This window comes from Nonomuraea sp. NPDC050202, assembly GCF_040656115.1.
Taxonomy (GTDB): Bacteria; Actinomycetota; Actinomycetes; order Streptosporangiales; family Streptosporangiaceae; genus Nonomuraea.
Genome location: NZ_JBFALF010000056.1, coordinates 1 through 22614 on the forward strand (window position 1 = coordinate 1; position 22614 = coordinate 22614).

19 protein-coding genes and 2 pseudogenes are annotated in these 22614 nt (G+C 69.3%); 3 read left to right on the top strand and 18 right to left on the bottom strand.

Annotated features, from left to right (window positions below; genetic code table 11):
• Window positions 1–79 precede the first annotated feature (79 nt).
• From AB0I79_RS58415 to AB0I79_RS58455, 9 genes are all read right to left on the bottom strand, one after another.
• The gene (locus AB0I79_RS58415; RefSeq protein WP_357893856.1) at window positions 80–703 is read right to left on the bottom strand and encodes a hypothetical protein; all 624 of its coding nucleotides are present in this window, start codon (window positions 701–703) and stop codon (window positions 80–82) included.
• A 254-nt stretch (window positions 704–957) separates the two neighbouring features.
• Entirely contained in the window at window positions 958–1278 is a 321-nt protein-coding gene (locus AB0I79_RS58420; protein ID WP_357593738.1) for a DUF6458 family protein, read from the bottom strand.
• Window positions 1279–1345: 67 nt separating this feature from the next.
• Window positions 1346–1642, bottom strand: coding sequence for a GlsB/YeaQ/YmgE family stress response membrane protein (locus tag AB0I79_RS58425; RefSeq protein ID WP_357893858.1), 297 nt, complete (start codon window positions 1640–1642; stop codon window positions 1346–1348).
• 227 nt (window positions 1643–1869) lie between these two features.
• Window positions 1870–2841 (bottom strand): LysR substrate-binding domain-containing protein, encoded by a 972-nt coding sequence (locus AB0I79_RS58430; protein ID WP_357893860.1) that lies wholly within the window; start codon window positions 2839–2841, stop codon window positions 1870–1872.
• Between the two features lie 88 nt (window positions 2842–2929).
• Window positions 2930–3127 carry a hypothetical protein gene (locus AB0I79_RS58435; protein WP_357893862.1) on the bottom strand — a complete coding sequence of 66 codons (198 nt, stop codon included), beginning with the start codon at window positions 3125–3127 and terminating at the stop codon, window positions 2930–2932.
• Between the two features lie 156 nt (window positions 3128–3283).
• Window positions 3284–3457, bottom strand: a complete 174-nt coding sequence (locus AB0I79_RS58440) for a CsbD family protein (RefSeq protein ID WP_106248606.1) — start codon at window positions 3455–3457, stop codon at window positions 3284–3286.
• Between the two features lie 252 nt (window positions 3458–3709).
• A complete protein-coding gene (locus AB0I79_RS58445) occupies window positions 3710–4705 on the bottom strand; it encodes a TerC/Alx family metal homeostasis membrane protein (protein ID WP_357893865.1) in 996 nt (331 codons plus the stop codon).
• Between the two features lie 3 nt (window positions 4706–4708).
• Entirely contained in the window at window positions 4709–5707 is a 999-nt protein-coding gene (locus AB0I79_RS58450) for an acyl-CoA desaturase (RefSeq protein WP_357893867.1), read from the bottom strand.
• Window positions 5708–5726: 19 nt separating this feature from the next.
• On the bottom strand, window positions 5727–6038 hold the full coding sequence (locus AB0I79_RS58455; RefSeq protein WP_245956320.1) for a UBP-type zinc finger domain-containing protein: 312 nt from the start codon (window positions 6036–6038) through the stop codon (window positions 5727–5729).
• A gap of 249 nt (window positions 6039–6287) precedes the next feature.
• Here AB0I79_RS58455 and AB0I79_RS58460 point away from each other — a divergent pair, with 249 nt between their 5' ends.
• Window positions 6288–7952, top strand: coding sequence for a tetratricopeptide repeat protein (locus AB0I79_RS58460; RefSeq protein WP_357893870.1), 1665 nt, complete (start codon window positions 6288–6290; stop codon window positions 7950–7952).
• Here the strand turns inward: AB0I79_RS58460 and AB0I79_RS58465 are convergent.
• The 5 genes and pseudogenes from AB0I79_RS58465 to AB0I79_RS58485 form a co-directional block, all read right to left on the bottom strand.
• On the bottom strand, window positions 7927–8733 hold the full coding sequence (locus AB0I79_RS58465; protein WP_357893872.1) for an alpha/beta hydrolase: 807 nt from the start codon (window positions 8731–8733) through the stop codon (window positions 7927–7929). The genes AB0I79_RS58460 and AB0I79_RS58465 overlap by 26 nt on opposite strands.
• 207 nt (window positions 8734–8940) lie before the next feature.
• Window positions 8941–9771 carry an alpha/beta hydrolase gene (locus tag AB0I79_RS58470; RefSeq protein WP_357893874.1) on the bottom strand — a complete coding sequence of 277 codons (831 nt, stop codon included), beginning with the start codon at window positions 9769–9771 and terminating at the stop codon, window positions 8941–8943.
• A gap of 256 nt (window positions 9772–10027) precedes the next feature.
• The gene (locus AB0I79_RS58475) at window positions 10028–10753 is read right to left on the bottom strand and encodes an alpha/beta hydrolase (RefSeq protein WP_357893876.1); all 726 of its coding nucleotides are present in this window, start codon (window positions 10751–10753) and stop codon (window positions 10028–10030) included.
• A 22-nt stretch (window positions 10754–10775) separates the two neighbouring features.
• Window positions 10776–11714 (bottom strand): alpha/beta hydrolase, encoded by a 939-nt coding sequence (locus tag AB0I79_RS58480; RefSeq protein WP_357893938.1) that lies wholly within the window; start codon window positions 11712–11714, stop codon window positions 10776–10778.
• Window positions 11715–11742: 28 nt separating this feature from the next.
• Window positions 11743–12200: pseudogene (locus tag AB0I79_RS58485) on the bottom strand (RidA family protein).
• Window positions 12201–12810: 610 nt separating this feature from the next.
• Here AB0I79_RS58485 and AB0I79_RS58490 point away from each other — a divergent pair.
• On the top strand, window positions 12811–15588 hold the full coding sequence (locus AB0I79_RS58490) for a hypothetical protein (protein WP_357893878.1): 2778 nt from the start codon (window positions 12811–12813) through the stop codon (window positions 15586–15588).
• Window positions 15589–15926: 338 nt separating this feature from the next.
• Here the strand turns inward: AB0I79_RS58490 and AB0I79_RS58495 are convergent, their stop codons facing one another.
• The 4 genes and pseudogenes from AB0I79_RS58495 to AB0I79_RS58510 all read right to left on the bottom strand — a co-directional run bounded on the left by AB0I79_RS58495 (window position 15927) and on the right by AB0I79_RS58510 (window position 20839).
• Window positions 15927–16298, bottom strand: coding sequence for a hypothetical protein (locus AB0I79_RS58495; RefSeq protein ID WP_357893880.1), 372 nt, complete (start codon window positions 16296–16298; stop codon window positions 15927–15929).
• A gap of 265 nt (window positions 16299–16563) precedes the next feature.
• A pseudogene (locus AB0I79_RS58500) lies at window positions 16564–17074 on the bottom strand (transposase); the annotation flags it as partial.
• A gap of 211 nt (window positions 17075–17285) precedes the next feature.
• The gene (locus tag AB0I79_RS58505) at window positions 17286–19991 is read right to left on the bottom strand and encodes a PQQ-binding-like beta-propeller repeat protein (RefSeq protein ID WP_357893882.1); all 2706 of its coding nucleotides are present in this window, start codon (window positions 19989–19991) and stop codon (window positions 17286–17288) included.
• Window positions 19985–20839, bottom strand: coding sequence for a hypothetical protein (locus tag AB0I79_RS58510; protein ID WP_357893884.1), 855 nt, complete (start codon window positions 20837–20839; stop codon window positions 19985–19987). Before AB0I79_RS58510 ends, AB0I79_RS58505 begins: the two co-directional genes overlap by 7 nt.
• A 593-nt stretch (window positions 20840–21432) precedes the next feature.
• Between AB0I79_RS58510 and AB0I79_RS58515 the strand changes: the two genes are divergently transcribed.
• On the top strand, window positions 21433–22569 hold the full coding sequence (locus AB0I79_RS58515) for an IS30 family transposase (RefSeq protein WP_357893886.1): 1137 nt from the start codon (window positions 21433–21435) through the stop codon (window positions 22567–22569).
• Window positions 22570–22614: the final 45 nt, after the last annotated feature.

Here is a 22614-nt window from a genome sequence, read left to right on the forward strand (position 1 = left end):
CCTAGAGAAACGCCCTCCAGGCGCCCACACCCATGTCACCCCAGGCCAGACCCCGAATCCGAGCCTCCAGCCCGCTGAATTACGCGGAACGCAGGTCGGTGAGTGCCGGTTCCTTCTCGCGGGCTTCGGCCGGTTGAGGGTGGTGCTCGTCGCCGTCGTCGAGAAGTTCCTCGAACAGGACGCGGTAGTGCACCATGGCCTGCCGGAGATCCTCGGTGGAGGTTTCACCCGGAGCGACGCGCCTGCTGATCTCGTGGGCTTGGCGGTAGTGGTGCAGGGTACGGCCGTGCACCACCGACAGGTCCGCCAGCTGCTGCTCGAAGTCTTCGGTGGGATATCCACGCTCGGCCATGACGGTGATGACCAGCTCGTCGGCCTCGGTGACGGCGGGACCCGGCGCGTCGACGAACCGCTCCTGGAGCTTGGCCCACTGCTGGGCATAGGCCTGCCGGGAGGCGGGGGCGAGCGGCGTGATGTCGAGGGTGGCGAAGTGTTTCTCCCGGGCGCGCAGTTCCTGCTCGGCCTCGCCGCGGCTGTCTTGTTCGTTCAGGGTGCGTTCGTATTCGGGGCCGAAGCGCCGGCGCAGGCCTTGCCGGCGACGGCGCAGGCCTTGCCGGCGACGGCGCAGCAAGACGTAGCCGATGGCCGACGCCAGGACCACCGCCACGGCGACGGCCACCCAGAGGATGGTCACGATGGACATGTCTGCCTCCTGCAGATGTCGATGCCTTCGCACGGGCCGGTGAGCACGGGGCAAAGGCGGCGGGTTGGAACGTAGGTCGGCGTCGGCGCTCGACGGCCGACGTCGGCCGCGGCACGCCGATACCGATGCCCCGGCCGGTCCGCTGCGGACCTTCGATCGAGACCGCGTGGCGGGCCGCCGCCAGTACGCGGGCGGGCCGTCACGTGCGGCCTCAGACCGGGATGCAGTCACCGTACGGACGTGGCGCTTCCCTTTCAGAGACGACGATCATCCGGAGCCCGGCGGGTACTCTGCCTGCCGTCGTAGCCAGGAAGGTCGACCAGGGTGGGCGGTGGCCGATCGTCGATGCGGCCGTTGACGCGGTCGTCGATGACGTCCTGGCGGCTGCGGACGCTCGACCTGCTCCAGCGTGACCTGGTGCGCAGCAGCAGGGGCAGCAGCAGCCCGGCGGCGCCGCCGAGCATCAGGATGACGCCAACGATGCGCAGGTCGAAGCCGCCCACCGAGCCGTCCGCCAGGGCGAAGGCGAGGATGGCGCCGACGACGATGACCACGATGGCCACGGCGACGGGCATCACCCATCACCCCCGCCGCGCCAGGCGCGTGAGCTCTGGGATGGGTTGCCGGGCGTGCTGGGCGGGATCATCGGCGGCCGGCCCAGCGGCCGGTTCTACGGCCGGTGCGCCGGCCGGTGATGAGGTTGTAGGCGAGCAGCAGGACGGCCGCGCCGACGATGGCGCAGAGCCAGGTGGACAGGTTGAAGAAGCCCTGGATGCCGGAGACGTGGAACACCTGGGTGGCCACGAAGCCGCCCAGCAGCGCGCCGGCGATGCCGAGTACGAGGGTGATGATCAGACCTTGCGAGTCTTTACCGGGGACCAGCATTCTGGCCAGCAGTCCGGCGACCAGTCCGAGGATGATCCAAGCGATGATGCCCATGGCCGTACTCCCTGTGGCGGTGCATCGATGTCTGCGCGGGATCGGTCTTCCGGACCGGTCGAAGCAGGGGGCCGGCCGCCGACCGATTGCCGGCGCCGACGGTCACACTTGTTCGTCTCCAGCCGACACCCGCGCGTGCCGTACCGAAACAGGCGATCCGGGAAGGATCCATCTCCAGAACCGATCACCAGGTTTTCGCGGTGCGCACAGCGGTCAGAGCGCGTGCATCAGACGGCCTCGTCGCTGTGGCTGGCGGCTGTCGGGACGTCTTCGCCGGGTGCTGGTTCGGTGGGCGGGGCGGCGGGTTCCAGCCAGCCAAGCCGCTCGGCGAGCTGTCGGGCGCTGTTGATGACGGTGGCGATGTGGGGCGAGGGGTTGGCGTCGTGCCACAACAGTGACCAGGGATAGTGCGTGGCAGGTTCGATCAGGGGCCGCCAGGTGGTGCCCGGCCGGTTGGAGGTGCGGAAGGAGGAGGGGACGCAGTGCACGCAGCGGTGCTGCAGGACCAGGTCGGCGGCGGCCCGGGTGCTCTCCACGGTGCCCTCATAGATGGCGGGCGCGAACCCTGCCGAGCGGCACAGCGCGATAACGAACTGGTTGAGCTCCGGCGTCTGCGACTCCTCGCCGAGCAGCAGGAGTTCGTCGGCCAGGGCGGTCACGGGCACGCCGTCGAGGTCGGCGAAGCGGTGGTCGTCGGGCACCAGCACGCCGAGCGGATCGAGCCTGACCAGCTTGGAGGTCACCTCGGCCGGGGTTTGGGAGGCGTGTCCGATGGCGATGTCCAGGCGGCCGTCGGCCAGTTGCCGGTACTGCTCGGGGGTGCCCGCTTCGACCTGATGAATGGTGATATCGGGATGGGTGTGCTGGAGTTCGCGCAGGATCTGCGGCATGGTGTCGTAGCCGGCGTCGATGATGCCGGCGCGCAGCGTGGGCACCGACGCGGCAGCGTTACGTGCGGCCTGCACGGCCCTGCTGACGTGGTCGAGGATCTGGCGCGCCTCGATGAGGAAGGCGGCGCCCGCGGGGGTCAGATCGACGTGGTGGGTGCTGCGATCCAGCAGCCGCACCCCCACCTCGCGTTCCAGCCGCTGGACCTGCTGGCTCAGCGCGGACTGCACGATGTGCTCACGGGCCGCAGCCCGGCCGAAATGCAACTCCTCGGCCAGGGTCACGAAATAGCGCAACTGCCGTAACTCCATGCCCGCCAACCCTCCCTAACCGGGCGGCGCCGATATGAACCGTCTTCCTGCACTGTAGACCCTCGCACGGCTTTGACTGCCCCTGCGCTTACTTGCTGGGCTGGGGAGTCTGGCAGGCGATCTTCGGGTTCATGCCGAGGTAGTTGAGTGGGCCTGCCAGGATCGTCACCGCGATGGTGGCCACCTGATTGCAGTTGTCCACCGGTCCTGTGTAGTAGTTGCGCTGGCCCGCGGCGACGGCGCCGGCGATCAGCCACAGGATCAGCACTACTGATGCGATGCGCATCGGTCCTACCTCCATCTTCGTCATTGCGCGGGAGTGGCGGAGACGATGGGGTCGTCGGGCGGGATCGCCGGGCGGGGTGCATCGTGGAGTTCGCCGGCGTCCGGGCGGGATCCAGCTCGGGACCTGGACCCACCAGGAGGTCTGCCGAAGAGGGGATCAGCGCTTGAAGGCGTCCCTGGCCTTCCGGCCGGCCTGCTTCAGATTGCCTGCGACCCGATCGCTCTTGCCCGCGATCTGCTGGCGCCGGTTGCCGGAGACGCGGCCGAAGCGCTGCCTGGCCCAGCCCTTGAGGACCTGGACCTTGTTGCTGATTTCCCAACGCAGACTCATCGCGATTTCCCTTCACCGCTCCGCATCCCGTACGCCCGACCTGCCGGGCAGACGGTTGATCCGTATGCCCGTCTGCCATGACTTCGTGCAGCAGGCGGATACTCCGCCGCGGTCAGGCGGCTTGGAGCTCCAGTGTCCGCCCCGGCCTGATCGGGGGAAACGAGCAATGGCGGCGCCGGTCATCACCAGAACCGATGAGCGCGGGCCGTACCAGAGCATCGAGGGGTCGCGATCTTGGAATGTCTTTCTTGCCTACGGCACGGGCTGTGCAGGTGGCTGGATGCCGGATGCCGGGCCGTCCGGGTCTTGCCTTCTCGTGCGCCGGGACGCGGCCAGGCTGGCGATCGTGGTCGTGGCCAGAACCGTGACGATCACTGTCAGCGACAGCCACAGCGGGATCTGCGGCACGTTCGGGAAGCTGTCGTGGGCTGCTTGGGCGATGAGTTTGACCCCGATGAAGGCCAGGATGAGCGCCAGCCCGTGGGAGAGGTAGACCAGCCGGTCGAGCAGGCCGCCGAGCAGGAAGTACAGCTGGCGCAGCCCCATCAGGGCGAAGGCGTTGGCGGTGAAGATCAGGTAAGGCTCTTGGGTCAGGCCGAAGATGGCCGGAAAGGAGTCCAGAGCGAACATCACATCGCACAGCGCGATGGCCACGATGACCATCGCCATCGGGGTGAGCAGCCGCCGACCCGCCACCCGGACCGTCCATGCGCCGCCGTGATAGTCGGGGGTGGTAGGCAGTATCCGCGCGGCCAGGCGCAACACCGGATTGCGAGCGATGTCGGGCTGAACTCCACGATGGCGGACAAGCTGCACCGCAGTGAAGATCAGAAAAGCGCCGAACACGTAGAAGGTGGCGGAGAAGCGGTCAATGGCGGCGGCTCCGGCCAGGATGAACAACCCGCGCAGGACGAGCGCGGCGGCGATGCCGATGAGCAGCACGCGGGCCTGCTGGGAGGCCGGTACGGCGAAGGCCGTCATGACGACCCCGAAGACGAACAGGTTGTCGACCGACAGGCTGTATTCGGTGAGGTAGCCGGCGAAGAACTGCACCGCCAGGTCCATACCGGCGACCAGTCCCAGTCCGATGCCGAAGCCGATGGCCAGGGTGAGGTAGACGCCCACCCACACGCCGGCCTGCAGAGGGCTGGGGCGACGGCCGCGCCCGGCCACCAGGTCGGCGACGATCACCACAGCCACCGCCACACCGGTGAGCAGCCATCCCAGCGGTGACACCGCAAGAGACATCGGTCAGTCTCCGGCAAGGACGCGGGCCTGCTGGGGGTGGTCGGCTCGGCGGCGCTGGCGGTCGGCGTCGGGCCAGTGCACGTCGCCGGCCCAGCCCAGCCGCTCGAACAGGCGGATCACGGCGGCGGACGGGTCGAGCTGGCCTCGGTCGAGGCCGTGGCGGGCGCAGCTGGGTTCGCTGTGGTGGCCGTTGTGCCAGCTCTCGCCGAACGACAGCAAGGCCAGCGGCCACACGTTGGTGGAGCGGTCGTGGCGGCGGGTCTTGAACGGCCTGCTGCCGATCACGTGGCACAGGGAATTGACGCTCCAGGTGACGTGCTGCAGCAGCGCGACGCGGATCAAGCCGGCCCACAGGAACGCGGTCAACCCGCCGTACAGGGTGCCGGTGATCGCCCAACCGGCCAGGAACGGCAACGCCAGCGACAGCGCACACAACGCGGGAAAAGCGCGGGCCACCCGGACCATGGCCGGATCGGCCAGCAGGTCCGGGGCATAGCGCTCGGCCGAGGTCTGGTCGTCGGTGAACAACCAGCCCAGGTGCGCATGGGCAAGCCCCCGAAGCTGCCCGCGCAGGCCGGTGCCATACCGGTAGGGCGAGTGCGGATCGCCCGGCCGATCAGTGAAGGCGTGATGGCGGCGATGCACCGCCACCCAGTCGATCACGTTGCCCTGAAAACCCATCGACCCGGCGATCGCGAGCACCACGCGCAACCATGGCCGCGCGGCGAAGGAGCCATGAGTGAGCAGCCGATGGAACCCGACCGTCACCCCCAGCCCGGTCACCACATACAAGCCCGCAGCCAGCAGCAGATCGGTGAGCGCGACTCCCTGTCCCCACGCCAGGACGATCGCGACACCGAGCGCGAAGAACGGCAGGATCACGATCGCCGCCGTCAGCCCCACCTGAGCTCTGCCGGCCGGAGGGTGCTCCTTTGCCCCGGGAAATGAGGATGCGCCGTCATAGTCCAGCCGATCTTTCACCGGCCGTTCGAAAATGGTCATGATGTCTCTTCTGTCGTGTCTATACGGTTCGCCGGTGCACATAGCACCAGCGCCAGGTCGAGCCTGGGTCCAGGACGGCGACCACCGGGTGGTCGGTCTCCCGGTAGTGGGCGCGGGCATGACTCCCGCGCGAATCGTCGCTGCAGGCCACCCACCCGCAGGTCAGGCACACCAGCAACCGCGTCCAGGTCTGGCCGAGGGCCAGACATTCCTTGCATTCGGGCAACCCGGGCTCCACGGCCGGGAGCAGGTCGATGTGATCGCAACGCGGCGCCTGACCGTTCAGACCGGCACGCGCGGTCACGTTCATTCCTTCGGCGTCCAGGGTCATCACGACCCCCTCACGGTGACAGCGACGCAAGCTGCGCCGGCTGATCAGTCCCCAGTCAAGGTGCTCAGCGAGCCGGTGGAAACGCCCAATCCCAGCAAGTCTCATCACCTGCGGCGATAGCGAGCCTGCGGGCGCGTTGCCGACGCGCCATATCTGACACGAGCCGGCTCGATCCCGCGTTTCCGCAGACCGCCACCAAGCGATGGACCGGGATCCCGGCGTACTTCGCGGACTTCCTCGCTGATCATCTTGGACAACGCGGCGCACGAGAGCCAGGTGCGCCCGCTGCTGCCCTCGGCCGGTCCCGTGATGACGCTGATCACCAGCCGCCGGCCACTGGCCGGGCTGGAGGGCGTGCACCGGCTCCCGCTGGCGCACCTGGCCGACGAGGAGGCCGCCGTGCTCCTACGCTCGATCGTGGGCGCCGAACGTGCCGAGGCCGATCCTGACGGAGTGGCGCGGGTGGCGAGTCTGTGCGGGAACCTGCCGCTGGCGCTGCGCATCGCCGGGAACCGGTTGCAGAGCAGGCCCGGCTGGACGGCAGGGCACCTGGCCGAGCGACTCGGCGACGAGGGACGGCGGGTGGAGTCCCTGGCCGCGGGCGACCTTTCCGTGGCCGCCGCCTTCGCCTTGTCGTACCGGCAGCTTTCCCTGCCCGCGCGGCAGAGCTTCCGTCGCCTGGCGCTGGCCGCGGCCCCGGATTTCGGGGTGCCGATGACGGCGGTCCTCACCGAACTGGGCCTGGCCAACGCCGAGGACGCCCTGGAGGAACTGGTCGACCTCGGCCTGCTGCAGTCGCCGTACCCCGGCCGATACCGCTTCCACGACCTGGTGCGGCTGTTCGCCCGTTCCCGGCTGTCGCAGGAGGAGCCGATCGAGGACCAGCGGATGGCGCGACGGCGGATGGACGACTGGCTGCTGGAGGTCGCGACGGTCGCCGGACGCTGGTTCGAGCCCGACTACGGGGCGCCGCCGCCGGACTGGAGCTCGCTGGTCGAGCTGGACGACCAGCAGCAGGCCCGGGAGTGGCTCATGGCGGAGGGCGAGGCGTGGTTCGCGGCGCTGCGCGCCGTGGCCCGCCTCGGCGAGCACGCCCGGGTGATCGAGGTCGCCGAGGCGATGCACTGGTTCTCGGACCAGTGGATGCACTGGGGGCACTGGCCCGAGGTGTTCGGCCTGTCCTCGGCCGCCGCCCGCGCGATGGGCGACCGCGCGCAGGAGGCCGTCCATCTCAACTACCTGTCGTGGGCGCAGACCTACTGCCTGGCGAGGTACGGCGAAGCCGAGGCGACCGCCCTGCGCGCTCGCGACCTGGCCCGCGAGACCGGCGACGTGCGCCAGCAAGGCTGGTCGCTGGTCTACGCGACCTGGGCGCTGTGGGGCCGCGACGCTCGGGTGAGCGACGAGACGGCGCTCGGCTACACCCGGCAGGCGGCGGAGTTCTTGTTGGAGGCCGGGGACAGGGAGGGCTACGCCCAGGCGATGCTCGGTGTGGGGCACTGCCTGAACCGGCTGGGGCGCGTGGAGGAGGCCGTCCGGCACAACCTGGCGCTGGCGGATCGGCTGCGCGATCCCGCCTTCGGCGGCTCTCCGGACCTCGTCGGCCAGGCGCTGGCGATGGTGCTGGACCAGGTGGGTGACGGCTACCGGGCGCTCGGACGCTGGCAGGAGGCCGCCGACCATTACCGCGAGGCGCTGCGGGAGATGCGCGTCCCGATCGGCCGGGCCGTGGCGTACTCGCTGACCAAACTGGGCCACACGCTGGTCCAGTTGGAAGAGGTGGAGGCGGCCCGTGAGGCGTTGCACGAGGCGCTAGAGCTGTACAAGGCCGCCGGCGACACCGGCCGGGCGGCCCGGGTGCTCAAGGAGCTCGACGCGTTGGCGCCCCTCACGGATCCACAAAGCGCTGGATGAACGTCAGGGCAGTGCCGCAGACCTCGCGCCACCCGCTGTCGACGGTCAGCGAGTGGCCGCGGCCGGGCAGCTCGACGATCTCGGTCAGGTGCTGCTCGTTGCGGGCCTGGACCTTGTAGGAGTCGTGGACGGCGGCCCAGGGGACGATGAGGTCCCTTTCCCCGGAGATGAGCAGCAGCGGACCCCGGTCCTTCGCGGCGACGTCGGGCTCCGGCTCGCTCCACGGGGCGAAGGCCGCGCCGGACGTCTGAAGCGGTGGCACGCCCGGTGCGGGCACGGCGAACATCTCATACAGTCGCCCGGCCTCCTCCTCGCCGACGGCGTTGGCGAAGGCGTGGCGGAACTGCTCGTAGGTGAGCGGGATCGCGCCGCTGACGTCGGCCGGACCGGCCGGGGCGCGTGGCGGGGAGAGCGGTAGCGGCAGCACCCCGTGGAAGGGTGCCGGGCCGATGGCCACGCTGGCGCTGGCGAGGCCGCGCCCGGCGATGATCTGCGCCAGCAGGCCGCCGGTGGAATGGCCGACGACGGCGGGCTTGTGCTCCAGTCCGCCGATCAGTCCCGCGAAGTGGTCGGCCACCTCGCCGGCCGTCCAACCGGCGGCCCTGGATGGGGACCCGGCGGGCCAGGCCGGGATGACGGGCGCGAATCCCGCCTCGTCGAACACGCCGGCCCAGCGCTCCCAGCTCGTGGGCAGCAGCCACGGGCCGTGGAGGAACACGACGGGGATCGGGCCGATGGCGTTGGCATGGCGTACCTGGGCGAGGTCGGAGGTGGAGGGCATGAATCCGTCCTGGGATCGGGGAGTCGGTCCGTACAGGAGTGGCTGTCCCGTACGGACCGAGGGCAGGTTCAGCTCGTGGCGTGGGCCCGGCGGAGCGCGCCGATGGCCGGCTCGATCATCGACTCGGCCGCGTGGGTCTCGCCTAGTGCGTAGAGCCTGACGAAGCGTGGATGATCCCCTGGTGGCGCATTGCGGTGATGGGTGGGATCAGCGCGTGGCGCGCGCGGCCTTGTCGATGAACCCGGCGGTCTTGTGCGGCCGGGATACCGACACCGCGTGCGAGGCCTCGACCTCGACCGTCGATGCGTGCGCACGCCGCGCCATCCACCGCTGGGCGGCCGGCGGGATGTTCTTGTCGCCGGTGGCGATCAACGACCAGGTCGGGATGGTCTTCCAGGCCGCGGCCGTCGCCTTCTCCTCCAGCGCCGCAACCGCGACCGGCCGCTGGGCGGCCGCCATCGTCGCAGCCTGGCGAGCCGGGACGTCGGCGGCGAACTGCTTGCGGAACTTGTCCTGCTTGATCGTCAGCTCGACCCCCGTACCCCCACCCGGCAGCCGGTAGGTCCACTGCTGCGTGTTCGGCCCGAGCGTGCTGCCGGGGTACTTGTTCGACAGGGCCAGCGCGCTCTCACCCTTGTCCGGCAGAAACGCCGCGATGTAGACCAGCGCCTTGACCGAGGAGTTACCCACGGCGGCCTTGCTGATCACCGCGCCGCCGTAGGAGTGGCCGACCAGGACCACCGGCCCCTTGACGTTCTTGAGCACACTCTTGAGATAGGCGGCGTCCCCTGTCAGGCCGCGCAGCGGGTTCGCCGTCGCAAGCACTGGATAGCCGTCCCGCCTCAACTCCATGATCACGTCGTTCCAGCTGGAGGCGTCGGCGAACGCCCCGTGCACCAGCACGATCGTCGGCTTCGACCGGGTCGCCGCCTCGGCCTGCGCGGGCAAGGGCGCCACCAGCAGCGCGCCAACAGCGGTGGCCAGCCCGACGGTGAGCGTGGCCTTGTGCCGCATCCGGTGAACTGCGAAAGTGGTCATGATCTTCTCCTTTAGAGTGATTCAGCTCGGCGGGACTCCGAGCCACAGCCGCGACGCCAGCGCCGCGGCAGGACACAAAGATTTGACGCGCACTGGCCCTGCTCTCCGCTGGACAAGCAGGGCTGGTCAGCAGGGCTGGTCAGCAGGGCTGGTCAGGCAGCCGGACTACTGAAACGGCGCTGGCGGCGCCGATGGCACTGATGGCGCTGATGGCGCTGATGGCGCCGCCGAGGGAATCGCCGTACCCCGGCTGAGGTCAGCTGATTGTCTTCGCCGCGGCGATGATCACGGCTGCCACGGCCTCGGGCTCCGAGGCCGGGATGGCGTGCGAGGCGCCGGGCAGTTCGACGCTCTGGCGTGAGCCGGCGCGCTCGGCCATGAAGCGGTGCGCGGCCAGCGGGATGTTGCGGTCCAGCTCCGGATAGACGAACCAGGACGGAATCGTCTTCCACGCCGGTTCGCCGGAGCCCTCGTTCAGCGCGACCGTGTTCAACGGCCGCTGAGCCGCGGCGTCGAGCGCGGCGAGCTCAGCTGGGATGTCGGCGGCGAACTGCTGGTGGAACAGCTCCTGCCGGATGTACAGGTCGACGCTTCCGTCGGGCAGCGGCACCTCGGTCAGGGTCTGTCCGAGCGTGCCGCCGGGGAACTTGCCGGACAGCTCCCCGATGCTCTCGCCGGCCTCGGGCGCGAACGCGGCAACATAGACCAGAGCCTTGATGTGGTCGTGGCCGACGGCGGCGTTGGAGGCGACCGCGCCGCCGTAGGAGTGCCCGACGAGCACGACCGGCCCGCTGACCGTGGCCAGGACTGCGGAGACGACGGCGGCGTCACCGGACAGGCTGCGCAGCGGGTTGCCTGCGGCGATGACCGGGTAGCCGTGCGCGTGCAGGCGCTGGATGACGCCGCTCCAGCTGGCGGACTCGGCGAACGCGCCGTGGATGAGCACGATGGTCGGCTGGGCCGTACCGGCTGTGAATGTCATGATCGTTTCTCTCTGGTCGGGTTCAGCGGCTGGACAGGACGGTCGACAGGAAGTCGACGGCTTGGCGGATCGCGCCTTCGGCCGCCTGGGTGCCGCGCAAGGCGTTGAGCATCACGAAGTCGTGAATGGCGCCCTGGTATCGCACGGCGGTAACCGGAACGCCCGCGGTGCGCAGCTTGTTCGCGTAGGCCTCGCCCTCGTCGCGCAGCACGTCCGCCTCAGCGGTGATGACCAGCGCGGGCGGTAGTCCGGCGAGGTCCTCGGTGGTGGCCCGCAGCGGCGAGGCGGTGATCTCGGCGCGCTGGGCCGGGGCGGTGGTGTACTGGTCCCAGAACCACTGCATCGCGTCGCGGCGCAGGAAATAGCCCTCGGCGAACTGGTGGTAGGAGCCGGTGTCGAAGGCGGCGTCGGTGACGGGGTAGAACAGCGCCTGCCCGAGCAGCGGCACATCGCCGCGCTGCTTGGCAGTCAGGGTCAGCGCGATGGCCATGTTCCCGCCGACCGAGTCACCGGCCACGGCGATCCGCGAGGCGTCCAGCCCGTGCTCGGCACCGTGCCGCACCACCCACTGGGCGGCGGCGTAGTTCTCGTCGATCGCGGCCGGGTACCTCGCCTCGGGGGAAAGGCTGTAGTTGGAGAAGACGACAGCGGCGCCGACACCGGCGGCGAGTTCGCGGGCGAGCCGGTCATGGGTGTGGTCGTTGCCGAACACCCAGCCCGCGCCGTGCACGTAAAGGATCACCGGCAGCGGTCCGGCGACGCCTTCCGGCCGGAAGATCGTCACAGCGGGATCGTCGACGGTCTGCCGTGTGGTGCCGGGCACGGCGACCTCGGGGCTCTGGACCTCGTCGACGACCTTGCGGCCCTCGACCGGGCCCAGGTCGAACAGGTACGGCGGGTTCGCGGTCGCCTCGACGAACGCTTGCGCGGCGGGTTCAAGTACCGGTTTGTCCATGGTGATGCTCATTTCCCTTGTGGTTGACGTTGCCTCAGACGGCGATCTGGACGAGCAGCTCGACCTCGACAGGGCTGTCCAGCGGCAGCACCGCCACCCCGACCGCCGAGCGGACGTGCACCCCGGCCTTGCCGAATACCTCGTGCAGGAATGCCGAGGCGCCGTCGACGACCTGGGCCTGACCGGTGAACGACGGCTCCGAGGCGACGAACCCGGTCACCTTCACCACCCGGACCACCGCGTCGAGGCCGACGAGCGCGTCGACGGCGGCCAAGGCGTTGACGGCGGCGCGGGCCAGATCGGCGGCCTGCTCCACCCCGATGCCGGCGCCGACCTTGCCGATCGCCGGCAGTACCCCGCCGATGAACGGCAACTGCCCGGAGGTGTGGACGTGATCACCCGTACGGATGCCGGCACGTACCCGCCGACCGGGGCCGCGACGCGCGGCAGGGTGATGCCCAGCTCCGCGAGCCGGCCGGTCCAGATGCCCATGGTGTGTCCTGTTCTGCGGCGTGCTTCCCGGATCGGTCACCGGGAGGCTGCGTCCATCACAGCGTGCGCGGACGATGCGGAACAGGCAGAACCACGTGCAGAACCACTCTTGCGTGCGGTCCCGCCGGTGCCCGGCCGAGCAGTGGGGCCCGGTCGTGCCGCATCCGCTCAGCCTGCCCGGTGTCGCCAATCGCCTCGCACACCGCGGCCGCAGCCTCCAACACCGCACCTGATCGTTGATGTCGTTGTTCTTCTGTGGAGCGGTCGCACGCCGTCATGGGGGTCCGGTGTTTACGGCGGTCGTCGTGTGGGCTTGCGGGGGCAGGAGTGGCGGCTGGTGTGATCTTCCGCCTTGCCGGTCAAGCCAGGTCTCGGGGCGCGACCGCTTTCTACCCGGGGACCTGCGGTTTCGGTCCGAGCGGGAGAGGTGGTGCGGGCGCTGCTGGTCGTGGCCGGGCAGGAGTTGAGAAGTATGGGGCGGTCCGCAATGAAAGGGGGTGCTCGCTCTGTTTGTTTCGGTCTGACCTGACATGTGGTGCTCATTGTGAGTATTGGCGCGCTCTCTTAGCGTCAACGGCGTGGGCCCTTCAGGGCCTGGCCAGGAGGCGACATGGGGTTTCTGCGGGAGAAGACCACGGGCTTCACAGGGTTCATCCCGACACGGGAGGGCGCCTGGTGGAAGACGATGTGCCTGCGGGGCGACCGGGTCGCGCAGGTCGACCAGAAAACGTTGGTGTGGGAGGGGCCGCTGGCACAGGTCCACAACGGGGCGCTGGACCTGCCCGAACCGTTCGCCAGCTGTAGCGAGGCGGCGCTGGACCTGCGGACGCCGTCCACCATCACGCGGCATGTCTTCTTCGCCGGGGACCGGTGCCTGGACTGGCAGTGGGGCGTCGGAGAAAAGTACGAGGGGCCGGTCACCGGCCTGCCCGACTTCGGGAACCACCTCCCGCCCGCCTACCGCAACGACGTCGATGTGGCGATGCAGCTGCCGGGCAACCCGTGGATCACCATGCTGATCAAAGGTGACCGGTGCGCGCTGATCACCTGGGGGCTCCAGGGTGGCGTCTCCTACGAAGGACCCCTGAGCGGGCTGCGGGAAGCCGGCTGGAAGAAGCTGCCCGCACACATGAGCGGCGACTTCGACCAGGCCCTGCTCCTCCCCACAACGGGCACCTACCAGACCATCTTCATCAAGGGCGAGCAGGCGATGTGGTTCGACTGGGACGCCGGCCCCAAGGTCGTCGGCACCTACGCCCAGGTGATGGCCGGGCTCGGCGCCCTGCCCACCGACTACCGAAAGCTGCGCCTGTCGCCCGCCGGGCGTTTCTCCGGCACCCTCGACGATGTCCGGGTCGAGCTGCGCATCGATCTGGAGGGCGAGCTGCCGGTGGTGTCGGGAGACACCTTCACCATCTCCAAGGGCGAGTACCTCAACTCCTTCGTCCTGGACGGCACCGAGCCCGTCACGCTGCCCGCCACCATCACCGGCGTCGCGACGTTCGCTCTCCCCACCGAGGAGCCGCTGATCTCGGTGGCGGTGGACGCGCTCGCTCCCGGCGGCGTCGCCACCTTCACCCGCAGCGGGCAGGACGGCACCTATCCCGACGTCTTCACCTGCTCGTACGTCTCCCGGTTCCTGCGGACCGTCGACTGGGAGGTCGACTACGTGGCCGGCACCCGGCCGCCCGTTCAGTACGCCACCACCACCAACCCCCGCCCGCCCGGCCTGGCCAAAAAAATCATCACCGTCCAGTCGGCCTACGCCGACGTCGGAATCGAGGTCCGCGCCTCCGGCATCGTCAACGAGATCTCCATCGAGGAGGCGGACACGAACCTGGAGCCGAAGGCGGAGTCGGAGCCGGACACGGAGCCGGAGCTGATGTGGTCGAATGCCGAACTGCACGCCGCGATGGTCAAGCACTTCAGCGGCCACCAAGACAGGCGGCAGTGGAAACTGTGGCACTTCATCACCACCCGTCACGCCGACAAAGACGGCACCCGGGGCATCATGTTCGACTTCGAGGGCGACTACCAGCGCCAAGGGGTGGCGACGTTCTACACCGACCTGGTGGAACAGGGGTTCGCCGGGACGCACAAGGAACTGCGCACCTACGTTCACGAAATCGGCCACGCCCTCAACCTGCTGCACAGCTTCGACAAGGCCACGGCCGTCCCCCCGCAGCCGCTCGGGCCGCGCAACGGCTTCGGCGATCTGTCGTGGATGAACTACCCCCACTATTACCTGGACCCCGACGGCACAGAGGACTGGGACCCACGAGACCCCGAAAAGCGAGAGGGCTGGGACCCGGAGGAAAGCGAAGAAGCCTTCTGGAACGTCTTCCCCTACCGGTTCTCCGACAACGAGCGGCGCCACCTGCGCCACGGCTTCTACCTCAACGTGGTCATGGGCGGCAGCAAGTCGAAGGCCGGGGCCGCCGATCGCCCCTTCCTGGAGCGGTTCGATCCGCCACCGGCGAGCCGATCGGGATTACGGCTGGAGCTGTCGGGACGCGAGTCCTTCTCCCACGGCGAGCCCGTCGTGGCCGAGATCAAGCTGTTCCTGGACGACAGCACCTCCCAGGCCCAGGCCTTCCCCAGCCTCAGCCCCTCCAGCGACACCCTGACCATCCTGGTCACCGACCCGGCCGGGGCGATCCGCCCCTTCCTGCCGATCGCCCGGCGCTGCGACGGCCCGGACCGCCGCATCACCCTGGACGCCGAGACCCCCGCCCTCTACGACAGCGCCTACCTGGGATACGGCGCCGGGGGCCTCACCTTCTCCGAGCCCGGCACCTACCGGCTGCGCGCCCTGTACCGGGCACCTGACGGCTCCACCGTCACCTCCCCCGAACTCACCATCGAGATCGCCCCGCCGGTCGACGCCGACGACCAAAGAGCCGGTGACCTGCTGAGGGGCTCACAGCAAGGCACGCTGCTGGCCCTGCTGGGTTCGGACGCCCCGCAGCTGGCCGAGGGCAACGCCGCCCTGGATGAGCTCATCGCCGACCACCCCGAGCATCCGCTGGCGGTGTACGCGCTGATGGTCAAGGGCACCAACGCCGGACGCCACTTCCAGACCCTCACCGACGACGGCGCCATCGGTGTGCGGCCCGCCGACACCGACACCAGCATCGCCCAGCTCGGCACGGTCGTGGACACCACCCTCGACCCCGGCACCGACGCCGGAGTCGACAACATCACCCTGAACGCCACCATGCGCCGCCTGGCCCGCGCCCACGCCCGCGCCGGAGACCTCGACCAGGCCGACGCCGTCCTGGACCAGCTCGTGGAGGCCTTCCGCGACAAGAACGTCCCGGCGCCGGTCCTGGCCACCATCGCCGAACAAGCCGAAACCACCCGCACGCAGCTCCACGACCAGCCCTGACAGCCCCCGCACACGCCGCACACCACGCCCCCGGCGTCCCTCACCAAGGACCGGGGACGTGGTGTCGCTCCACCGTCGAAACCCACTCCGATCCTCCCCGAAAGCCGCTGTGAGTGCTCTTTCCGGCCCACCTGTCGGGCTGTACGCCGGCGATGAAGGAGGTCACGCACTCGACGCGGACGGCCTTGGAGGTGATTTCTTGCGTGAAAGACGGACCCACATTCCCGTCTGGCTGGGCCCCACTTCGCGATCTTCGTCGGTCCCGGTTCGCGTGGAAAGTGGCCCCACTTAACGATCGTGCACGCCATGATCACGCATGAGTTTTGGCCCCACCCGCGTCACGGCGGTCGTGGGGATCCGCTTGTGTGATTTCTGGAGGTGCGGACCGGCTCAGTGCGGCGCATGCCGAAGGATGGGCCCTCTGGTGACCAGTGGAAACGCAGCCGAGCGTAGCGGCGCCGAGCCGTGTCGGCGGAGATGCCCAGCCCTGCGCCGATCTGAGCCCAGCTCGCCCCGGCCTGCCGGTCGGACAACACCGCCAACCTCACGGCTTCCGCCGCCAACTCCGCCAGCTCGCGCACCGCGCGGCTGTGCAGGCCAGGCCCCAGTTCCCTCGCCATCGACAAGTCGCCGGCCAGGATTGTCACCGCGGTGGCTTGCGCCTTGGCCTCCTCCAGCGTCCAGGCCAGCGCGGCCCTCAGCATGCTCACCGCATGAAGACGGCGGCGCTCTCGATAGGCCGCCTGGCGGCAAGCAGGTGAGCACCACCGCCGCCGCCCCGGCGTTATCTGACCGCACCGGCAGGTGTCACTCATATGCGACTGTTTCCCCGTATAAGAGTGACGATGCCGTCGGCGCGAATGGCTCTCGATTCGTAGGCATGCGCCGGTCTTGTCCTCCCAGCCGTCTGTGGACTCCGGGGACTGCCGTCCCCGAACCCCGGCATGGCGTGTGCCTCGCCTGTAAGTTCCGGCGGTAAATGGCCGCTTGAGGGTCGAGCGGCCGGTTCTGCCACTCGGCCATCCCGTCCAGCACCTTGTCGGTGATGGTGGAGATGGTCTCCTTGGACACCTGCGCGCCGTAGACCTCGGCCAGGTGGGCGGAGATCTCGCCGGTGGTCAGGCCCTTGGCCGCCAGCGAGATGACCATCTCATCGACCCCCGGACAGGCGCCGTTGCCGCTTGCGCACGACCTTCGGCTCGAAGCTGCCGTCCCGATCGCGCGGAACGCTGATCTCCACCGGGCCGACGTCGGTGATGACGGTCTTGGAGCGGGCGCCGTTGCGGCTGTTGCCCGTCTCACTGGCACCGCGCTGGTGCTTGTCGTAGCCGAGATGGTCGGTGATCTCGCCTTCCAGCGCGGACTCCAGCACCAGCTTGGTCAGCTGGCCCAGCAGCCCGTTCTCGCCCACCAGCTCTACGCCTTCAGCGCGAGCCTGGTCGACCAGCCGGGCCACCAACTCCCGGTCCGACTCCTTGGCCTTGATGTCCTTGGGCTGCCCGCGCGCCACGCCGGCGTCCTCCAGGTCGATCTCCGTCGATGCCTGGATCACAGTACTCATCAGGTGCGTTCTCCTTGATCAGGAGTTACACCAGTGACCGTACAGCCCCTTGCGTATTCGCAGGTCCAGCCACATCAACACAGCCGCCGAACTCCAGCGGAGTGAGAAGAACCCGCGACGCTACAGAGACAGGCACTTAGGGGTGCAGAGCGTAGACGTTGCCGCCGCCGCCCGTGTAGAGAAGGCTGTTGGCGTGGGTGAGGGCGTTCCCGCTGATGGCGTCGTTTCCCAGCGCGTCGCCGGTGTTCATGCGCCATCTCCGCGCGCCGGTGGCGCCGTCCAGGGCGTGGACGACGCCACCGTCGGTCGAGACGTACACGACGCCCCGGTGCACGACGGGACCCAGGATGATGTCGTCGCCCATCGGCGCGCTCCACCGTTCCGCGCCGGTGGCGGTGTCAAGGGCGCTGATGATGCCGGCGGAGGTGACCACGTAGAGGCGGTCCTGGCCGACGGTCAGGCCGAGGGCCGGTTCGATGACGCTGGTCGGGGCGGACCATCGTTTCCTGCCGGTACGGGCCTCGAGCGCGTGCACTTCGTAGTCGGCGCTTCTGACGTAGACGGTGGCGCCGGCGGGCAGCGGGGCGAAGGTGAGAGCGGCGCCGAGCCGCGTGCTCCACCGTTGCGCGCCGGTGGCGGTGTCCAGGGCGCGAACCCGGCGGTCGGCGCCCGCGACGTAGACGGCTTTCCCTGCCGGGGTGACCCAGGGGCTGGCGCGCTCGTCGGCTCCCGTCCGCACACTCCATCGCGTGCGGCCGGTGGCGAGATCCAGCGCGTGCACGGCGCCCGCGTAGTCGTCTATGTAGACGGTGCCGCCGGCTTGCCTGGGACGGGACCAGGCACAACTGCCGCCTGTGCGGAACCGCCATAGCCGTCGACCGGTAGTGGCGTGCAGGCCGATGATGTCGCTGCCGGCGCAGAGGATGACGCGTCCCCGCGTCGCGAGGAAGTGAAACCCCAGGTCAGGTGACGGGTCAGGGGAGTACCGCCACCGCGAGCGGCCTGTGCGGGTGTCCAAGGCGTGCAGGGTGGTGCGTGAGTCTCCGGCGTACACCAGGTCGCCGGCGGACTGCAGCGGCCCGGACACGTAGTCGCTGATCGCCCGGCTCCACCGCAGCCGGCCGGAGAAAGCGTCCATGGCGTAGACCCGGCCGCCGCCGGCGGCGTAGACGGCGTCGCCGCTCACCGTTGGCGCGCCCTGCAGGTGGCCGTCGGTGGGGGAGCTCCAGCGCAGATGCGGAGGAGGAGTGGGAGCGGGGCGGGCAAGCCGGTACCGGGCCAGTAATTGGTCCCGGACCAGCGGGGCCAGGAGCCGCAGGGCCGAGCGCGAGGTGGAGACGAGCCGGACGATGACCGGGCCCGCGTTGACGACGGTCTCGGGCGCGCCGCTGCTGCCGGTGGCGGTGGGGCGGAGGTAGTCGAGCAGGTACGGGTCCTCCGTGGTCGCATCATAGGCCAACGTCTGCTTGATGCCGGTCGTCTCGATCGCGTAGATCCGCCGTGCGGTCGCGTTGGAGGAGGAGACCCACTCCACCGCGAGGGAGACAACGGGGGCGTCGTCGGTGGGCGGGATCCAGTCGCACTGGGCGGGATGTGGCAGGCGTTGGCCGAATCGAGTCGGCGTCGCGGGGCTGGGTGTGTAGCCGTCCGCGATGGGGCGCAGGTCGGCGGCGCTCAGCAGGCCGCACGCGTCCGGCCAGGCGTCAAGAGGGACACCGTCGAACAGCTCGCGCCCGGTCGGGATCCCGTAGGTCAGGATGTAGGCGGCGATACGGCCCGTGCCGAGCAGCACGAAGGCCTTGCCGGGGGCGGTTCCTACGAGGGTGGTGGTGCCGGAGGGCACGTCGAGCGGCAGCGAGCGCAGGCGTCTCGTGTCCATGTCGAGGGAGGTCAGGAACGCGGGCAGCGACTGGATGGACATGTCGAAGCCCTCGGGCTCGCCGTTCAGGTAGAGCGGCTCGCTCCATTGGCTGCCCCCTGCCGAGCCGGCGGCACGCGGTGCCTCGCGCGGGATGGGCAGCCGGCGTCCGTCCGGCGCGTAGAACGCGTCGCCGGCCGCGGCGTATCCGTCGCCGCTGACGGTGAGATCGAGCGAGTACGCGTCCCCGATCTGACGCGGGTTCGGGAAGGTGAGGGCGGGCGAAGGCATCGTGCGACGCCATTCGGTCCGCAGCGTGGACGGGTCCACCGAGGAGAGGCGCATCCGGTTGCCCGCGCAGTAGTCGAGCAGCAGCAGCATCGAGCGGGCGCCCGCCGCGGTCAGGTCGCAGTGCCGCTCGTGGACCGTCCTGGCCCCGGCAGTGCCCGAGCGCGGGTCCAGGGACAGCAGGGTCAGCGGCTCGAACTGTCGTTCCACGATCACGATGCCGCGTTCGGTCACCACGACCCGGGGCCCGGAGTAGTGGCCGGTGCCGGGGACGCGCTCCTGGCTGAGGAGATTGACGGCCCGTCGCCACAACGTCGCGCCCGTAGCCGCGTCGAACGCCTGTAACCGCTGCTCGCCGTCGTCCTGCTTGCCCGTGAGCACGACGACGGTGCCGGACGTCACCCACACCCCGGCGACGGGGGCGCTGGACATGTGCTGGATGCGGACGAGCCTGCCGGTGCGGGCGTCGTGGACACGTACGCTGTGGTCGCCGGTCGCCATGGCCAGCACCTGCTCGGAGGCGCCGTGAAGCAGAATGTCGAACTCGGAGTTCATGCCTCCGGCATCGCCATCGGCGGGGGCCGACCACGCCATCCGCCATTGGACGGGGGCGAGCCTGTCGCCGGGGGCGTCGGCGGCGGTGCCGAGCAGGAGCGCCACCGTCATCAGGACGGTGGCGGCCCGCGCGATCAGCACTTTTCCGCGGCCGTGCAGGCCGGGTCGGGGGTTATCCGCGACCACAAGCCGCCTCCCGATCTGCGGTATTCGGTGCGGTAGGAGTCGGCGGGGCCCGTCAGCCGGAACGGCGTGCCGCCCGGCCCGTTGATCACGATCTCCTCGGAGCGGCCCCCGGTCAGCACCGTGGCCACCAGATCGAACTCGTAATACGCCTTCGCGCCGACGATCGACAGGCTGAGCGTGACGACCTCGTCGCGTTTCAGGTCGATCTGCTTCTTCGTGAAGTACGCGGTGCTCGGGTCCTCCTTGGTGGTGAAGCGGACCGGCCGCCGGTCGAGGTCGGCCACGAGTTCCACCGTGCCGGTCTCCCCGGCGCTGCCCGGCACCAGAAGTGCGCCGTCGGAAGGGGCCGCGCGGGTGAGCACCCGCGGTTCGATGTCGATGATGCGCAGGCTGCTGCGGTTGCCCACCAGGACGACGGTGGCCGTCATGTCCCCGATCGTGGCCACGTGGTGGCGGGCCAGCATGGCGGCCAGGGCAGTGTCGCTCGCCGCCTTGCCCAGCAGGATCGCCCGGTCCCGGGCGTCGGTCACCGGCTCCCTGAGCACCAGCGGGCGCTCGTCGAGCTCGACCTCCACATGCCCGACCGTCAGCGGCGGCTTGCCGCCGATCTGGTCGACGGCGTCGGTCCCGCTCGCGGTGTACCAGGCGGTGAACACCACGCCGACCGCCGCGATGAGCACAGCGCTGGCCACCCCGGCCACCCACGTGCGCGCGGCCTTCCAGGCTCCCGGGCCCGGCTCCGGCGGATCACCGCCTTTGGCCTGGCTGCTGCTGCCCTTCTTGCGCTGGCGAACCCTGGCCATGACCGCCTTCCGATGACCGTCGAACGGGCGAATCTTGACCGTGCACCCACCAATATGCCCGCCTGCCACCCGCCGCGCACCAGAAAGGCTCTTTTGTTCAGATGCGACTGAGGGCCCACGGAGATTCCGGACAGCCGTCTTGTGGGAGTAGCCCATGCGGCTGTTGGGTTGAAAGGGGCTCGTTGAGTACTTCCAGGGGTGGCCGGTAGCCGAGCGCGGAGTGCAGGCGCCGGTGGTCGTAGAACCCTTCGATGTAGCGGATGACCTGCCGTTCGGCCTTGGCTCGGGTGGTGAAGACGAAACGGTGCAGCCACCATGTCCAAGATCAGGGGTCAAGCCCCAAAGCCGACGGTGGTCAACGTATGGCTCGCGTGGTGTCCTTGCCTGCTGGACCGCTGACCACATCGCCGTCGTGGACGGCGCCGTGGCACAGATTCCGGTTCCCGGACCGCCCACCGGTCGCCGCTACTGCCGGCCGCCCGCTCCTGCGGCCTACTTGGATTCGACAGAGCCGATATCGAGCTTGAGTTCTAAGGGTGGTTGCGAATGTCGCAGAAAGGGACATTCGTATGCCTCGCTGGGCTCACAACAAGATGCCGACGGTCACCAAGAAGCGCTACTTCGAGCTGTTGCGGCAGAGCTACAAGGGTGCAGCGGCGGCTCGCGTTGTCGGCGTGTCGACCAGCTGTGGATCGCTGTGGTTCCTCGATGCTGGCGGGATGCTCGTTCCTGATCCGGGTCCTGTCTCGCCGCGCTTTCTCACCCAGGACGACCGCATCGCCATCGCCGATGGGGTGCAGGCCAAGCAGAGCGTCAAACAGATCGCAGCCGCCATCGGCAAGACCTTCCAGAGCGTGTATCGGGAGATCAAACGCAACAGCAAGCCCGATGGCCGCTACCAGCCCTGGTGGGCTCATAACCAGGCGCTGTTGCGCAGAAAACGACCCAACACGGAGCGGATCCGCGCCAGCCGGCCGTTGCGCGCCCTGGTACGCGAGAAGTTGAGCGACAAGTGGTCGCCGCGGCAGATCTCGCGCTTCCTGCAGCGCACCTACCCCGCCCAGCGGGACATGCGGGCCTGTCCGGAGACGATCTACCGGGCTCTGTTCGCCGGCCTGCTCGGCCGCAAGCCGGGCAAGCTGCGCACCGGCCGGACCCGCCGCAAGCCTCACCGCCGCGGCGTCCCGCATCTCAACAAGATCAAGAATATGACGTTGCTCGCCCAACGGCCGCTCGAAGTCAACGAACGCCGCACCCTGGGGCACTGGGAAGGCGATCTCATCATCGGCCGTGGACAGGGCTCGGCCATCGGCACGCTGGTCGAGCGCGTCACCCGCTACATCCGGCTCATCCACCTGCCCCACGGCTGGAAAGCCCCTCAGGTACGCAACACGCTGATCACTCAAACCGCTGACTTTCCTGAGGCGCTACGCCAGAGCCTGACCTGGGACCAGGGACGGGAGATGACCCTGCATGAGGACATCGCCGCTCTGACCGGCTTCTGGATCTACTTCTGCGACCCGCATTCGCCCTGGCAGCGCGGCACCAACGAGAACGCCAACGGCCTGCTGCGGCAGTACTTCCCCAAGGGCAGCGACCTGTCCCCGCACACCGCCCGTGACCTGCGACAGGTCGCCCAAGAGCTGAACCGGCGACCCCGCCTCGTCCTTGGCGACCGCACTCCGGTCGAAGCCATGAGAACGGGGGCTCGCCCAAGGCCAGGTAATTAAGAGGATTCGGTTCTTGTCAATCGGCTGAGACGTGCAACGGGACTC

Bases quoted from the DNA above. Each gene is read 5' to 3' on its own strand.
- AB0I79_RS58510 (WP_357893884.1), bottom strand. From the start codon at position 20,839: ATGGCCAGGGTTCGCCAGCGCAAGAAGGGCAGCAGCAGCCAGGCCAAA.
- AB0I79_RS58435 (WP_357893862.1), bottom strand. From the start codon at position 3,127: ATGCGCATCGCATCAGTAGTGCTGATCCTGTGGCTGATCGCCGGCGCC.
- AB0I79_RS58465 (WP_357893872.1), bottom strand. From the start codon at position 8,733: ATGCCCTCCACCTCCGACCTCGCCCAGGTACGCCATGCCAACGCCATC.
- AB0I79_RS58430 (WP_357893860.1), bottom strand. From the start codon at position 2,841: ATGGAGTTACGGCAGTTGCGCTATTTCGTGACCCTGGCCGAGGAGTTG.
- AB0I79_RS58515 (WP_357893886.1), top strand. From the start codon at position 21,433: ATGCCGACGGTCACCAAGAAGCGCTACTTCGAGCTGTTGCGGCAGAGC.
- AB0I79_RS58415 (WP_357893856.1), bottom strand. From the start codon at position 703: ATGTCCATCGTGACCATCCTCTGGGTGGCCGTCGCCGTGGCGGTGGTC.
- AB0I79_RS58455 (WP_245956320.1), bottom strand. From the start codon at position 6,038: ATGACCCTGGACGCCGAAGGAATGAACGTGACCGCGCGTGCCGGTCTG.
- AB0I79_RS58490 (WP_357893878.1), top strand. From the start codon at position 12,811: ATGGGGTTTCTGCGGGAGAAGACCACGGGCTTCACAGGGTTCATCCCG.
- AB0I79_RS58445 (WP_357893865.1), bottom strand. From the start codon at position 4,705: ATGTCTCTTGCGGTGTCACCGCTGGGATGGCTGCTCACCGGTGTGGCG.
- AB0I79_RS58440 (WP_106248606.1), bottom strand. From the start codon at position 3,457: ATGAGTCTGCGTTGGGAAATCAGCAACAAGGTCCAGGTCCTCAAGGGC.
- AB0I79_RS58470 (WP_357893874.1), bottom strand. From the start codon at position 9,771: ATGACCACTTTCGCAGTTCACCGGATGCGGCACAAGGCCACGCTCACC.
- AB0I79_RS58425 (WP_357893858.1), bottom strand. From the start codon at position 1,642: ATGGGCATCATCGCTTGGATCATCCTCGGACTGGTCGCCGGACTGCTG.
- AB0I79_RS58420 (WP_357593738.1), bottom strand. From the start codon at position 1,278: ATGCCCGTCGCCGTGGCCATCGTGGTCATCGTCGTCGGCGCCATCCTC.
- AB0I79_RS58475 (WP_357893876.1), bottom strand. From the start codon at position 10,753: ATGACATTCACAGCCGGTACGGCCCAGCCGACCATCGTGCTCATCCAC.
- AB0I79_RS58450 (WP_357893867.1), bottom strand. From the start codon at position 5,707: ATGACCATTTTCGAACGGCCGGTGAAAGATCGGCTGGACTATGACGGC.